The sequence below is a fragment of the Pseudomonas entomophila genome, assembly GCF_013523125.1.
GTDB classification, from domain to species: Bacteria; Pseudomonadota; Gammaproteobacteria; order Pseudomonadales; family Pseudomonadaceae; genus Aquipseudomonas; species Aquipseudomonas entomophila_B.
This window is the reverse complement of the sequence record NZ_JAAMQJ010000019.1, coordinates 24,358-36,409: the sequence shown is the minus strand read 5'-3', so window position 1 is coordinate 36,409 and position 12,052 is coordinate 24,358. Positions and strand designations below refer to the sequence as shown.

The window sequence follows — 12,052 nt, the reverse complement described above, 5'->3', positions numbered from 1 at the left end:
CACCACTATAAAGGCTCGCCGCTGGCGTGGTACAGGCTGACGCGGCGGAATTCGTGCGGTTCGGCCAAGTCCGGCAGGGTCAGGGCGTGCAGCGTGCCGAGCGCTCGATAATGCCGGTGGTCGAAGTCGCGCACCCGCGAGTCCGCCACCAGCGTGTCACGGCCTCGCAGGGGGAACTGATCGAGCAGGGGCAGGTTGGCGCGGTCGTACAGCACGTCGGCCGCCAGGATCAGGTCGAAGCCGTCCAGGTGGGCGAAAAAGTCCTCGCGGTAGTGCAGCTCGACACCATTGAGCGCCGCGTTGGCCTGACAGGCACGCAACGCCAGCGGATCGAGGTCGCAGGCCACCACCTCACGAGCACCGGCACGGGCGGCGGCGATTGCGGCGATCCCCGAACCGGCCCCAACATCCAGCACGCGCTTGCCGCGCACCCAGTGCGGGTGCTCGGCCAGAAAGCGCGCCAGGGCCAGTCCGCTGGCCCAGCAGAAGGCCCAGTAAGGCGGCGTCTCGAGGATGCGCTGCGTCTCGTCGGGGCTGAACGCACGCGCCATGTCCTGCGCATCGATCAGCCACAGGGCCAGGTCGCTGCCCGGAAGCGCGGTCGCCGTCAGCCGCGCCTGGTCGATCACCTCACCCAAGGCGCGTTGCAGGACATCCAGGCCCATCAAGGCGCGCGTTCGAAGCGCAGCGGGCCGGTCGCCTGGGTCTCGGGGCGCAACAGCGGTTGCGAGGGCAGGTGCAGGATCAGCTGGCCCGACTGGCTGGCACGCCCGCGCAGCTCGACCCGTGCATTGGCCGGGAACGCCTCGGGGTTGAAACGCAGTGCGTAGGGCAACGGCTGCCCGGTGCCCGTCAGCGTGTCGCTGGCCAGCAGCCGCTGGGGCCGCCCCCGCGTGTCGATCACCAGCAGGGCCAGCTCGACTTCGGCACCCGCCGGCACCTCCAGCAGTGTGCCGCTCACCTCGCGCTGGTAGGCCGGCAGCGGCCCCGGCGTCTTGGGCGCCTCGGCGACCTTGGGCGGCGGCGTGGTGGGCGCCGGCTCGGTCTTGGGGCGGTCGCTGCCACAGGCGGCGAGCAGGCAGGCAAGGCTGAGCACGACGAGCGCGCGATGGTGCATGGGGAGATCCTTCACGGGCAGATTTGACCGGATGGTACCCCCTTTGGCTTGTCTTGCCAGTGGGATGCGCTACCATGGCCCTCCCTTTTTTTGTTGCCTGCCACCATGCACTGTCCATTTTGCGGTGCCAACGACACCAAGGTCATCGACTCGCGCCTGGTTGCCGAAGGCGAACAGGTCCGCCGCCGACGCGAGTGCGTCGCCTGTGGCGAGCGGTTCACCACCTTCGAGACCGCCGAATTGGTGCTGCCGCGGCTGATCAAGCAGGACGGCACACGTCAGCCCTTCGACGAGGACAAGCTGCGTGCTGGCATGCAGCGCGCGCTGGAAAAGCGTCCGGTCAGCGTCGAACGCCTGGAGGCCGCCCTGGCGCACATCAAGCACCGGCTGCGGGCCACGGGTGAGCGCGAGGTCAAGTCGCTGGTGGTCGGCGAGCTGGTGATGGCCGAGCTGCGCAAGCTCGACGAAGTGGCCTACATCCGTTTTGCCTCCGTCTACCGCAGCTTCCGCGACCTCGAAGAGTTCCGCGAAGAAATCGACCGACTGGCCCGCGAGCCGGCCAAAGAGTGAGCATGTCCAGCCAGACCGCGATCCTCGACGCCCATTACATGGCCCGCGCCCTCGAACTGGCGCGCAAGGGGCTCTACAGCACGCATCCCAACCCCCGGGTCGGCTGCGTGATCGTGCGTGACGGCGAGGTGGTGGGCGAGGGCTGGCACGTGCGTGCCGGCGAACCCCATGCCGAGGTCCATGCGCTGCGCCAGGCAGGCGCCCGTGCGCAAGGTGCCTGCGCCTACGTCACCCTTGAGCCGTGCAGCCACCAGGGTCGCACCCCCCCGTGTGCCAACGCGCTGATCGAGGCCGGCGTGGCCCGCGTGGTGGCGGCCATGCGTGACCCCAATCCCCAAGTCGCCGGGCAGGGCCTGCAGCGCCTGGCCGAGGCCGGCATCGAGGTGCACAGCGGCGTGCTCGAGACGCAGGCGCGGGCGCTCAACCCCGGCTTTCTCAAGCGCATGGAGCAGGGCCTGCCGTTCGTGCGCGCCAAGCTGGCCATGAGCCTGGATGGCCGTACCGCCATGGCCAGCGGCGAGAGCCAGTGGATCACCGGGCCTGCCGCGCGCAGCGCCGTGCAACGTCTGCGCGCCCGCTCCAGTGCCGTGCTGACCAGCGCTGCCAGTGTGCTGATGGACGGTGCACGAATGACCGTACGCGGCACCGAGCTGGGCCTGGACCCTGACTGCACCGCCCTGGCCCTGTCGCGGCCGCCGGTGCGGGTGCTGATCGATGGACGCCTGCGTCTGCCGCTGGACGCGCCGTTCTACCAGGCCGGTCCGGCGCTGGTGGTGACCGCGCAGCCGCTCGACCCGGCCTACGCCGAGGCCGGCCATGAACTGCTGAGCCTGCCCGGCGAGGCGGGCCACGTCGACCTGCCGGCGCTGCTGCGCGTGCTGGCTGCGCGCGGGCTGCACGAGGTGCTGCTCGAAGCCGGTGCCGGCCTGATCGGCGCCTTCGCCCAGCAAGGTGCGATCGACGAATACCAGCTGTTCGTCGCCGGCACCTTCCTGGGTTCCGCCGCCCGGCCCTTGCTCGACTGGCCCTTGTCGCGCATGGACCAGGCGCCTCGCCTGACCATCACCGACGTGCGCGCCGTCGGCGATGACTGGCGCATCACGGCCATCCCCCAGGCGGCCGTCGGCGTATAATCGCCGGCACGCCGTACACGCCTTGCCCCGAGGAGGACTCATGTTCACAGGCATCATCGAATCGATCGGCAGTATCCGCAGCCTGTCTCCACAGGGTGGCGACTACCGTGTTCACGTCCAGACCGGCAAGCTCGACCTGGGCGACGTCAAGCTGGGCGACAGCATCGCCGTCAATGGCGTCTGCCTGACCGCCGTGGAACTGCCGGGCGACGGCTTCTGCGCCGACGTCAGTCGCGAGACACTGGCCCGCACCGCCTTCACCGAGCTGAAGAACGGCAGCCGCGTCAACCTCGAGAAAGCCCTGACGCCGACCACCCGCCTGGGCGGTCACCTGGTCAGCGGCCACGTCGATGGTGTCGGCGAAATCATCTCGCGCAGCGATAACGCCCGCGCCATCCAGTTCCGCGTGCGTGCACCCAAGGAGCTGGCCAAGTACATCGCCCACAAGGGCTCGATCACCGTCGACGGCACCAGCCTGACGGTCAACGAGGTCGATGGCGCCGAATTCGAGCTGACCATCGTCCCGCATACCCTGTCCGAAACCATCATGGCCGACTACCGCCCAGGGCGTCGGGTGAACCTTGAGGTCGACCTGCTGGCCCGTTACCTGGAGCGCCTGCTGCTGGGCGACAAGGCCGCCGAGTCGAGCAAGGGCAGTGGCATCACCGAAAGCTTCCTGGCCGCCAACGGCTACCTGAAATCCTGATTGAGAAGGGGGTGCCGCGTGGCGCTCGACAGTATCGAAGAGCTGGTGGAAGACATCCGCCAAGGCAAGATGGTCATCTTGATGGATGACGAAGACCGCGAGAACGAAGGCGACATCATCATGGCCGCCGAGTGCTGCCAGGCCGAGCACATCAACTTCATGGCCAAGCACGCCCGTGGCCTGATCTGCATGCCGATGACCCGCGAGCGCTGCGAAACGCTCAAGCTGCCGCTGATGGCACCGCGCAACGGTTCGGGCTTCGGCACCAAGTTCACCGTGTCGATCGAGGCCGCCGAAGGCGTCACCACCGGCATTTCGGCCGCCGACCGCGCCCGCACCGTGCAGGCTGCGGCCGCGCGCGACGCCAAGGCCGAGGACATCGTCAGCCCGGGGCACATCTTTCCGCTGATGGCCCAGCCCGGCGGCGTGCTGGCGCGTGCCGGCCACACCGAAGCGGCTTGTGACCTGGCGCGCATGGCCGGGTTCGAGGCCAGTGGCGTGATCTGCGAAGTGATGAACGACGACGGCACCATGTCGCGTCGCCCGGAGCTGGAAGCGTTCGCCGCCCAGCATGGCATCCGCATCGGCACCATCGCCGACCTGATCCACTACCGCATGATCCACGAACGTACCGTCCAGCGGGTCACCGAGCAGGTGATGGACACCGAGCTGGGGCAGTTCAACCTGGTCACCTACCGTGACTCGGTCGAAGGTGACGTGCACATGGCCTTGACCCTGGGCGAGATCCGCGCCGAGGAACCGACCCTGGTGCGCGTGCACAACATGGACCCGCTGCGCGACCTGATGCTGGTCAAGAGCCCTGGCCGCTGGAGCCTGCGCGCCGCCATGGCTGCCGTGGCCGAGGCCGGCAGCGGTGTGGTGCTGCTGCTCGGTCATCCGCTGGACGGCGACCTGCTGCTGGCGCACATCCGCGAAGCCGCAGGCGAAGCGCAGCCCAAGACGCCGACCACCTACAGCACCGTCGGTGCCGGTTCGCAGATCCTGCGTGACCTCGGTGTGCGCAAGATGCGCCTGATGAGCTCGCCGATGAAGTTCAATGCGATATCCGGATTCGATCTGGAAGTTGTAGAATACGTGCCCTCCGAGTGAGGCGAGCGCTGCGATCGCCTCGCCGCTCGTGGCAAAACCCTTTCGCAGGCCGCTCGTTGGCGGCCTCGCTCTTTAAGATGAGAACACCCGAATGACCCTGAAGACCATCGAAGGTACCTTCATCGCCCCCAAAGGTCGCTATGCCTTGGTGGTTGGCCGTTTCAACAGCTTCGTCGTCGAAAGCCTGGTCAGCGGCGCCGTCGACGCCCTGGTTCGCCATGGTGTCGCCGAAAGCGAAATCACCCTCATCCGTGCCCCAGGCGCCTTCGAGATCCCGCTGGTCGCCCAGAAGATCGCCCAGAAAGGCGAGTACGACGCAATCATCGCCCTGGGCGCGGTCATTCGCGGTGGTACTCCGCACTTCGAATACGTGGCCGGCGAATGCACCAAGGGCCTGGCCCAGGTCTCCATGGAATTCGGCGTACCGGTCGCCTTCGGCGTGCTGACCGTCGACTCCATCGAGCAGGCCATCGAGCGTTCCGGCACCAAGGCGGGCAACAAAGGCGCCGAAGCCGCCCTGTCGGCCCTGGAAATGGTCAGCCTGCTGGCGCAGTTGGAGGCCAAGTGATTAGCGACGACAGCGATCGTTTCAACCCGCGCGAGCCCAAGCCGGCCGACGCCGGCAAGCCGTCCAAGAGCCTCAAGCGCCGCGAGGCGCGCAAGCTCGCGACCCAGGCCCTGTACCAGTGGCACATGGCCAAGCATTCGCTGAACGAGATCGAAGCGCAGTTCCGCGTCGACAACGACTTCACCGACATCGACGGCGCCTACTTCCGCGAGATTCTGCACGGCGTGCCGGCGATCAAGAGCGAGATCGACAGCGCCCTGGCGCCCTGCCTGAACCTGACGCTGGACGAGCTGGACCCCGTCGAACTGGCCGTGCTGCGCCTGTCCACCTGGGAACTGATCAAGCGCGTCGACGTGCCTTACCGCGTGGTCATCAACGAAGGTGTGGAGCTGGCCAAGGTCTTCGGCGCCACCGACGGCCACAAGTTCGTCAACGGCGTGCTGGACAAGCTGGCTCCGACCTTGCGCGAAGCCGAAGTCAAGGCGGCACGGCGCTGACCGTGGCGCCAATCGCCCATGGGTGAGTTCGAGCTGATCGCACGCTTCTTCGCCGCTGCGCGTTGCGCACGGGGCGGGGAGGGCGTGGTCTTGGGCATCGGCGACGATTGCGCCTTGCTCGATGTCCCGGCAGGCGCCTGCCTGGCGGTGTCCACCGACACCCTGGTGGCCGGCGTTCACTTTCCCACAGGCTGTGATCCGCATGCCCTCGGTCAGCGTTCGTTGGCCGTGGCGGCGAGTGATCTGGCGGCGATGGGCGCGACCCCGTTGGGCTTCACCCTGGCGCTGACCGTACCGGCGGTCGACGTCGACTGGTTGGCCCGCTATGCCGCCGGCCTCGACCAGATGGCCGGGCAGTGCGGGCTCAGCCTGGTGGGCGGCGATACCACGCGTGGCCCGCTGAGCCTGACGTTGACGGTGTTCGGCCACGTGCCACGGGGCCAGGCACTTACCCGCCGCGGCGCTCAGATCGGTGACCTGCTCTGCGTGGGCGGCGACCTGGGCAACGCGGCCGGTGCCTTGCCGCTGGTCCTGGGCGAGCGCCAGGCGCAGCCCGCGGTGGCCGCGCCGCTGCTGGCGCACTACTGGGCGCCCTCGCCACAGTTCGCCCTGGGCCAGGCGCTGCGCGGCCAGGCCAGCGCGGCCCTGGACATTTCCGATGGCCTGCTCGCCGACGCCGGCCACATCGCCAAGGCGTCCGGGCTGTGCCTGGAAATCAACCTTGAACGGCTACCGCTGTCCGATGCGCTGAAGGCCCTGCTCGGGCAGGAGGCCGCACACCAGGCGGCCCTGACCGGCGGCGACGACTACGTCCTGCTCTTCACCCTGCCGCCTGCGCGACTATCCTGTCTGGAGAAGACCGGGCTGCCCGTGCAGGTCATCGGCCATGCCGTGGCCGGTCAGGGGGTACGCCTGCTGGATGCGCAGGGCCACGACATCACCCCGACGCAGCGGGGCTATCAACATTTCAGGGGGACCCCGTGACCGACCATCCGAACCAAGTGCCCGCCGAATTCGTACCGCCCTCGGTGTGGCGCAACCCCTGGCACTTCATCGCCTTCGGGTTCGGCTCCGGGACCTTGCCCAAGGCGCCGGGGACGTGGGGCTCGCTGGTGGCGCTGCCCTTCGTGCCGCTGTGGCAGATGTTGCCGGACTGGGGCTACTGGCTGCTGCTGGGCCTCACCATGCTGTTCGGCTTCTGGCTGTGCGGCAAGGTCGCCACCGATCTGCGTGTGCATGACCACGAAGGCATCGTCTGGGATGAAATGGTCGGCATGTGGATCACCCTCTGGCTGGTGCCCGAAGGCTGGTTGTGGCTGGTGGCGGGCTTCCTGATGTTCCGCTTCTTCGACATCCTCAAACCCTGGCCGATTCGCTGGATCGACCGGCACGTGCACGGCGGTGTGGGGATCATGCTCGACGATGTGCTGGCGGGGGTGTTCGCTTGGCTGGCCATGCAGGGCCTGGTGTGGTGGCTGACCTGAGACACGGAGGTGGCGCGATGGTCATGAAGTACCTGCTGTTGTGCCTGGCGCTCGTGACCGGCAGCCCGCAGGTCATGGCCGCCGCGCTTCCCGAGCAGATCCGTCTGGTCAGCGAAGCCTGGATCGACTACACCAATGCTGACGGTACCGGCCTGGCCTGGGACGTGCTGCGCAAGGTGTACGAGCCGGTCGGGGTCAAGGTCGAGGCCCAGAGCGCGCCTTACAGCCGTGCGGTCGGGCTGGTCAGGCGTGGCCAGGCCGATGCCTGGGTCGGGGCCTACCAGGGCGAGAAGGACTATCTCTACCCGCGCTGGCACTTCGACATGGACCATATCTACGTGCTGGGCCTGGCCAACCGGCCCATGCCTAGCGTACAGACCATCGGCCAATACCGCCTGGCCTGGGTACGCAGCTACGATTTCAAGCAGTACCTGCCCAACATCGAACAGTTCCGCGAGATCCAGCGACGCGAGGGCATCCTGCCCATGCTCGAGCATGACCGGGTGGACTTCTACATCGATTCGCTCACCGAGGTCGACTATGTGCTGGAGCAGGCGCAGGATAAGCGGCTGTTCCGCCGTAGCCACCTGACCGAGCTGCCGCTGTACCTGGCGTTCGGTGACGGCCCGGACAGTCAGGCCCTGCGCGACCTGTTCGATCAGCGTATGGAAACACTGGTGCGCAGTGGCGAGCTTCGGCCGATCTTCGAGCGCTGGAAGCAGCCCTATCCGTTCACGCCGCAGAGTCGTCCGCAATGAGCCCCATCGATGCCCGCCGCCAGCCGTACGGCCCGGGCATGCCATCGATCGAACGGTTCGATGCATCACCTCAGAATCCTGCTCGCGCACACCGTGCGCCCTGCTGATACAATCGCCCTCACGTGAAATTCCAAGTTACCAATCAGGAGCACAACGTGCCCGTCGTTTTCGTCGCCGCCTCCAAACTCCCCACGCCTTTCGCGACCTTCACCATGCACGGCTTTCTCGATGAGGCCACGGGCCGCGAACACGTGGTGCTCAGCTTGGGTGATGTGGCCGATGGCAAGCCCGTGCTGGGGCGGCTGCATTCCGAGTGCCTGACCGGCGATGCCTTGTTCAGTCAGCGCTGCGACTGTGGCTCGCAGCTCGAGGCGGCCCTGCAGGCCATCGCCCGTGAGGGTCGTGGCGTGTTGCTGTACCTGCGTCAGGAAGGGCGAGGCATCGGCCTGCTCAACAAGATCCGGGCCTACGAACTGCAGGACGGGGGCGCCGACACCGTCGAAGCCAACGAGCGCCTGGGCTTCGCCGCCGATCAGCGTGATTACGCCATGTGCCTGCCGATGCTCGAGCACCTGGGCGTGACCTCACTGCGCCTGATGACCAACAACCCGCGCAAGGTCAAGGCCCTGGGCGGCATGGGCATCGCGGTGGCCGAGCGGGTCCCGCTGCACACTGGGCACAACCCGCACAACAGCCATTACCTGGCGACCAAGGCCGGCAAGCTCGGGCACATGATGGGCAACGAACATCAGGGTGAAGTGCCGCCGACGTAAGGCGTCCGGCCCGGGCGGCTGCGCCCGCTGGCAATGACCCCGTCGACAGACGATCAGGCAGGAGAGACGCCCGCGGTGCAGGCGTCCCTGTCAGCGCTCGGCCCCGAGCGGGGCCGGCTTCAGAGGCCGAGCAAGGCCATCCGCGCGCGCACGGCCGCTTCGATGCCGGGAGCGTCCAGGCCGCATTCGGCCAGCATCTGCGCCGGCTTGGCGTGCTCGACGTAGAGGTCCGGCAGCCCCAGGTGCAGCAAGGGCTTGACCAGCGCCTCACGGGCCAGGAACTCGCCGACCGCCGCGCCCGCACCGCCCATGATGGCGTTTTCCTCGACCGTCACCAGCAGCGCATGGCTGCCGGCCAGTTCGCGGATCAGAGCCTCGTCCAGGGGTTTGACGAAGCGCATGTCGACCACGGTGGCGTCCAGCGTCTCGGCCACTTTCAACGCCTCGGCCAGTTGCACGCCGAACACCAGCAGCGCGACGTCCTTGCCCTGGCGGCGAACGACGCCCTTGCCGATCTCCAGCGGGTCCAGGTCGCCGCCGATCAAGGCATTCGGGCCGTTGCCGCGGGGGTAGCGCACCGCCGCCGGGCCTTCGTAGAGGTAACCGGTGCTGAGCATCTTGCGCAGCTCGCCTTCGTCGCTCGGCGCCATGATCAGCATGCCGGGGATGCAACGCAGGAAGGACAGGTCGAAGCTGCCGGCATGGGTCGGGCCGTCTTCACCCACCAGGCCGGCACGGTCGATGGCGAACAGCACGTCGAGGTTCTGCACGGCCACGTCGTGGATCAGCTGGTCGTAGCCACGCTGCAGGAAGGTGGAGTAGATCGCCACCACCGGCTTGGCACCCTCGCAGGCCATGCCGGCCGCCAAGGTGACGGCGTGCTGCTCGGCGATCGCCACGTCGAAGTAGCGCTCGGGGTAGCGCTCGCTGAATGCCACCAGGTCGGAACCTTCCTTCATGGCCGGGGTAATGCCGACCAGGCGCGTATCGGCGGCGGCCATGTCGCACAGCCACTGGCCGAACACCGCCGAATACTTCGGCCCGGTCGCCTTGCGCGGCGCGACGGGCGGCGCGTTGGCCGGTTCCAGCTTGGTGATGGCGTGGTAGCCGATCGGGTCGACCTCGGCAGGCGCGAAGCCCTTGCCCTTCTTGGTGACCACGTGCAGGAACTGCGGGCCCTTGAGGTCGCGCATGTTGCGCAGGGTGGCGATCAGGGTCGGCAGGTCATGGCCGTCGATCGGGCCGATGTAGTTCCAGCCCAGCTCCTCGAACAGCGTGCCGGGCACCAGCATGCCCTTGGCGTACTCCTCGGTGCGCCGGGCGATTTCCCAGGCACCCGGCAGCCGCGAGAGCACTTTCTTGCTGCCCTCGCGCATGCTGGTGTAGGTCCGGCTCGAGAGGATCTTGGCCAGGTAGTTGGACAGACCGCCGACGTTGCGCGAGATCGACATGTCGTTGTCGTTGAGGATCACCAGCATGTCGGCGTCCACTTCCTGGGCGTGGTTGAGCGCCTCGAACGCCATGCCGGCGGTCAACGCGCCGTCACCGATCACCGCGATCGACTTGCGCGGGTCGTTCTGCAGGCGGGCGGCGATGGCCATGCCCAGGGCGGCGCTGATCGAGGTGCTCGAGTGCCCGACGCCGAAGGTGTCGTACTCGCTCTCGACCCGGCGCGGGAAGGCGGCGACGCCGTCCTTCTGCCGCAGGGTGTGCATGCGCTGGCGCCGCCCGGTGAGGATCTTGTGCGGGTAGGCCTGGTGGCCGACGTCCCACACCAGCCGATCGTCGGGCGTGTCGAAGACGTAGTGCAGGGCGATGGTCAGCTCGATCACGCCCAGGCCGGCGCCAAAATGCCCACCGGTTTCACCGACGCAATAGAGCAACTCCTGGCGCAATTCATCGGCCAGGGTCTCCAGGTCGGCTTCGGCCAGCCGGCGCAGGCCGACGGGCGTGTCGGCGCGGTCCAGCAGGGGCGTGACCGGGCGTTCGCGGGGAATCTCTTGAAACGTCGTGGGCATCAGGCGAATCGTTATAGGTGTGAAGTGGCGGCAGTTTACCCCATTGAAGGACAACTGCCCATTTTGCCAGCGACTCCAAGGACCGGCCGGCAACCGGTGCCGGGGCGAGGGAACGCGTGGCTCAGTGACGGCGCTCGACGATGTAGCAGGCCAGCGCCCGCAGCGGCTCGGCAGACTCGCCGAAGCCTTCCAGTGCGACCAGGGCCTGGTCGCGCAGTTCCACGGCATAGGCCTTGGCCGCCGGCAGGCCCAGCAGCGCCGGGTAGGTGGGCTTGTCACGGGCCAGGTCGGCACCCTGGTGCTTGCCCAGGGTCGCCGTATCGCTCTCGATGTCGAGGATATCGTCCTGCACCTGGAAGGCCAGGCCGATCGCCTGGGCGTAGGCCTGCAGCGACGCCAGCTGGCTCGCGCTGGCCCGACCGCTGGCCAGGGCGCCGAGACGGACGCTGGCCTCGATCAGCGCGCCGGTCTTGTGCCGGTGCATGTATTCCAGGGCCTGCTGGTCGAGTTTCAGGCCCACCGAGCCCAGGTCGATGGCCTGACCGCCGACCATGCCGGCCGAACCTGCGGCCTCGGCCAGGGCGCGGACCATGGCCAGGCTGGTGGCAGCGTCCTGGGTGTTCAGGCGCGGGTCGAGCAGCGCACTGAAGGCCAGGCTCTGCAAGCCGTCGCCGGCCAGGATCGCGCAGGCTTCGTCGAAAGCTTTGTGGGTGGTCGGCTGGCCACGGCGCAGGTCGTCGTCGTCCATGGCCGGCAGGTCGTCGTGCACCAGCGAGTAGGCGTGGATCAGCTCCACCGCGCAGGCCGCACCGTTGGCGCGCTGACCTTCGGCGCCCAGCGCTTCGCAGGCGGCATAGGCCAGCAGCGGACGGACCCGCTTGCCACCGTTCATGACGCTGTAGCGCATCGCGGCGTAGAGCCGCTCGAGTTCGGGCGAGGGCGCCTGGAACAGCGGCTCCAGGGCCGCGTCGACCTGGGCCTGGCACTTGGCCTGGTAGGCGGCGATCATGCCGTCGGTTCCGCGTCGAACGGCTCGGCCGCCAGCGCGCCGTCGCGCTCGAGCAGGATCTGCACCTTCTGCTCGGCCTGCGACAGCGCGCCCTGGCATTCACGGGTCAGGCTGATGCCCTGTTCGAAGGCGACCAGCGAATCCTCGAGCGACAACTCGCCGTTTTCCAGGCGTTCTACCAGCGCTTGCAGCGCGGCGAGGGATTGCTCGAAATCGATGGACGCTTTTTTACGGGCCATGGCGGCTGTCTCGTGGCTGTGGTGAACGCCGCGACACTAGCAGAGCGGGGCGGGGTGAGCAAACGCCCCA

15 protein-coding genes are annotated in these 12,052 nt (G+C 67.9%); 10 read left to right on the top strand and 5 right to left on the bottom strand.

Annotated elements, in window-relative coordinates:
* Positions 1-5 precede the first annotated feature (5 nt).
* Together G7007_RS11895 and G7007_RS11890 are read right to left on the bottom strand one after the other, a co-directional pair.
* A complete protein-coding gene (locus G7007_RS11895) occupies positions 6-665 on the bottom strand; it encodes a class I SAM-dependent methyltransferase (RefSeq protein WP_181101993.1) in 660 nt (219 codons plus the stop codon).
* A complete protein-coding gene (locus G7007_RS11890; RefSeq protein WP_181101991.1) occupies positions 665-1,117 on the bottom strand; it encodes a YbaY family lipoprotein in 453 nt (150 codons plus the stop codon). The genes G7007_RS11895 and G7007_RS11890 overlap by 1 nt, the downstream gene beginning before the upstream one ends.
* A 105-nt stretch (positions 1,118-1,222) precedes the next feature.
* On the opposite strand from G7007_RS11890, the gene nrdR reads away from it, so the two are divergent.
* The 10 genes from nrdR (at position 1,223) to ribA (ending at position 8,716) form a co-directional block, all read left to right on the top strand.
* Entirely contained in the window at positions 1,223-1,687 is a 465-nt protein-coding gene (gene nrdR / locus G7007_RS11885) for a transcriptional regulator NrdR (RefSeq protein ID WP_060395555.1), read from the top strand.
* 2 nt (positions 1,688-1,689) lie between these two features.
* Positions 1,690-2,820, top strand: coding sequence for a bifunctional diaminohydroxyphosphoribosylaminopyrimidine deaminase/5-amino-6-(5-phosphoribosylamino)uracil reductase RibD (ribD, locus tag G7007_RS11880; protein WP_181101989.1), 1,131 nt, complete (start codon positions 1,690-1,692; stop codon positions 2,818-2,820).
* A 40-nt stretch (positions 2,821-2,860) separates the two neighbouring features.
* Positions 2,861-3,526 (top strand): riboflavin synthase, encoded by a 666-nt coding sequence (locus G7007_RS11875; RefSeq protein WP_060392346.1) that lies wholly within the window; start codon positions 2,861-2,863, stop codon positions 3,524-3,526.
* Between the two features lie 18 nt (positions 3,527-3,544).
* Positions 3,545-4,636 carry a bifunctional 3,4-dihydroxy-2-butanone-4-phosphate synthase/GTP cyclohydrolase II gene (gene ribBA, locus G7007_RS11870; protein ID WP_181101987.1) on the top strand — a complete coding sequence of 364 codons (1,092 nt, stop codon included), beginning with the start codon at positions 3,545-3,547 and terminating at the stop codon, positions 4,634-4,636.
* Between the two features lie 91 nt (positions 4,637-4,727).
* Positions 4,728-5,204 carry a 6,7-dimethyl-8-ribityllumazine synthase gene (ribH, locus tag G7007_RS11865; protein WP_060392348.1) on the top strand — a complete coding sequence of 159 codons (477 nt, stop codon included), beginning with the start codon at positions 4,728-4,730 and terminating at the stop codon, positions 5,202-5,204.
* The gene (gene nusB / locus G7007_RS11860) at positions 5,201-5,701 is read left to right on the top strand and encodes a transcription antitermination factor NusB (RefSeq protein ID WP_181101985.1); all 501 of its coding nucleotides are present in this window, start codon (positions 5,201-5,203) and stop codon (positions 5,699-5,701) included. The genes ribH and nusB overlap by 4 nt, the downstream gene beginning before the upstream one ends.
* A gap of 18 nt (positions 5,702-5,719) precedes the next feature.
* The gene (thiL, locus tag G7007_RS11855; protein WP_181101983.1) at positions 5,720-6,685 is read left to right on the top strand and encodes a thiamine-phosphate kinase; all 966 of its coding nucleotides are present in this window, start codon (positions 5,720-5,722) and stop codon (positions 6,683-6,685) included.
* A complete protein-coding gene (locus G7007_RS11850; RefSeq protein ID WP_181101981.1) occupies positions 6,682-7,185 on the top strand; it encodes a phosphatidylglycerophosphatase A family protein in 504 nt (167 codons plus the stop codon). The genes thiL and G7007_RS11850 overlap by 4 nt, the downstream gene beginning before the upstream one ends.
* A 17-nt stretch (positions 7,186-7,202) precedes the next feature.
* Positions 7,203-7,943 carry a substrate-binding periplasmic protein gene (locus G7007_RS11845; protein WP_181101979.1) on the top strand — a complete coding sequence of 247 codons (741 nt, stop codon included), beginning with the start codon at positions 7,203-7,205 and terminating at the stop codon, positions 7,941-7,943.
* A 155-nt stretch (positions 7,944-8,098) separates the two neighbouring features.
* Positions 8,099-8,716: a GTP cyclohydrolase II gene (ribA, locus tag G7007_RS11840; protein ID WP_181101977.1), complete on the top strand. Its 618-nt coding sequence runs from the start codon at positions 8,099-8,101 to the stop codon at positions 8,714-8,716.
* A 119-nt stretch (positions 8,717-8,835) separates the two neighbouring features.
* On the opposite strand, the gene dxs is transcribed toward ribA, so the two are convergent.
* From dxs to G7007_RS11825, 3 genes are all read right to left on the bottom strand, one after another.
* Entirely contained in the window at positions 8,836-10,734 is a 1,899-nt protein-coding gene (gene dxs, locus G7007_RS11835; protein ID WP_181101975.1) for a 1-deoxy-D-xylulose-5-phosphate synthase, read from the bottom strand.
* A gap of 121 nt (positions 10,735-10,855) precedes the next feature.
* Positions 10,856-11,743 (bottom strand): polyprenyl synthetase family protein, encoded by an 888-nt coding sequence (locus G7007_RS11830; RefSeq protein WP_181101973.1) that lies wholly within the window; start codon positions 11,741-11,743, stop codon positions 10,856-10,858.
* A complete protein-coding gene (locus G7007_RS11825; protein ID WP_060392356.1) occupies positions 11,740-11,982 on the bottom strand; it encodes an exodeoxyribonuclease VII small subunit in 243 nt (80 codons plus the stop codon). Before G7007_RS11825 ends, G7007_RS11830 begins: the two co-directional genes overlap by 4 nt.
* Positions 11,983-12,052 lie beyond the last annotated feature (70 nt).

Excerpts from the sequence above, each read along its gene's own strand:
- ribH (WP_060392348.1), top strand. The coding sequence starts at position 4,728 with ATGACCCTGAAGACCATCGAAGGTACCTTCATCGCCCCCAAAGGTCGC.
- nrdR (WP_060395555.1), top strand. The coding sequence starts at position 1,223 with ATGCACTGTCCATTTTGCGGTGCCAACGACACCAAGGTCATCGACTCG.
- G7007_RS11890 (WP_181101991.1), bottom strand. The coding sequence starts at position 1,117 with ATGCACCATCGCGCGCTCGTCGTGCTCAGCCTTGCCTGCCTGCTCGCC.
- G7007_RS11845 (WP_181101979.1), top strand. The coding sequence starts at position 7,203 with ATGGTCATGAAGTACCTGCTGTTGTGCCTGGCGCTCGTGACCGGCAGC.
- G7007_RS11895 (WP_181101993.1), bottom strand. The coding sequence starts at position 665 with ATGGGCCTGGATGTCCTGCAACGCGCCTTGGGTGAGGTGATCGACCAG.
- G7007_RS11830 (WP_181101973.1), bottom strand. The coding sequence starts at position 11,743 with ATGATCGCCGCCTACCAGGCCAAGTGCCAGGCCCAGGTCGACGCGGCC.
- dxs (WP_181101975.1), bottom strand. The coding sequence starts at position 10,734 with ATGCCCACGACGTTTCAAGAGATTCCCCGCGAACGCCCGGTCACGCCC.
- ribD (WP_181101989.1), top strand. The coding sequence starts at position 1,690 with ATGTCCAGCCAGACCGCGATCCTCGACGCCCATTACATGGCCCGCGCC.
- G7007_RS11825 (WP_060392356.1), bottom strand. The coding sequence starts at position 11,982 with ATGGCCCGTAAAAAAGCGTCCATCGATTTCGAGCAATCCCTCGCCGCG.
- thiL (WP_181101983.1), top strand. The coding sequence starts at position 5,720 with ATGGGTGAGTTCGAGCTGATCGCACGCTTCTTCGCCGCTGCGCGTTGC.
- G7007_RS11875 (WP_060392346.1), top strand. The coding sequence starts at position 2,861 with ATGTTCACAGGCATCATCGAATCGATCGGCAGTATCCGCAGCCTGTCT.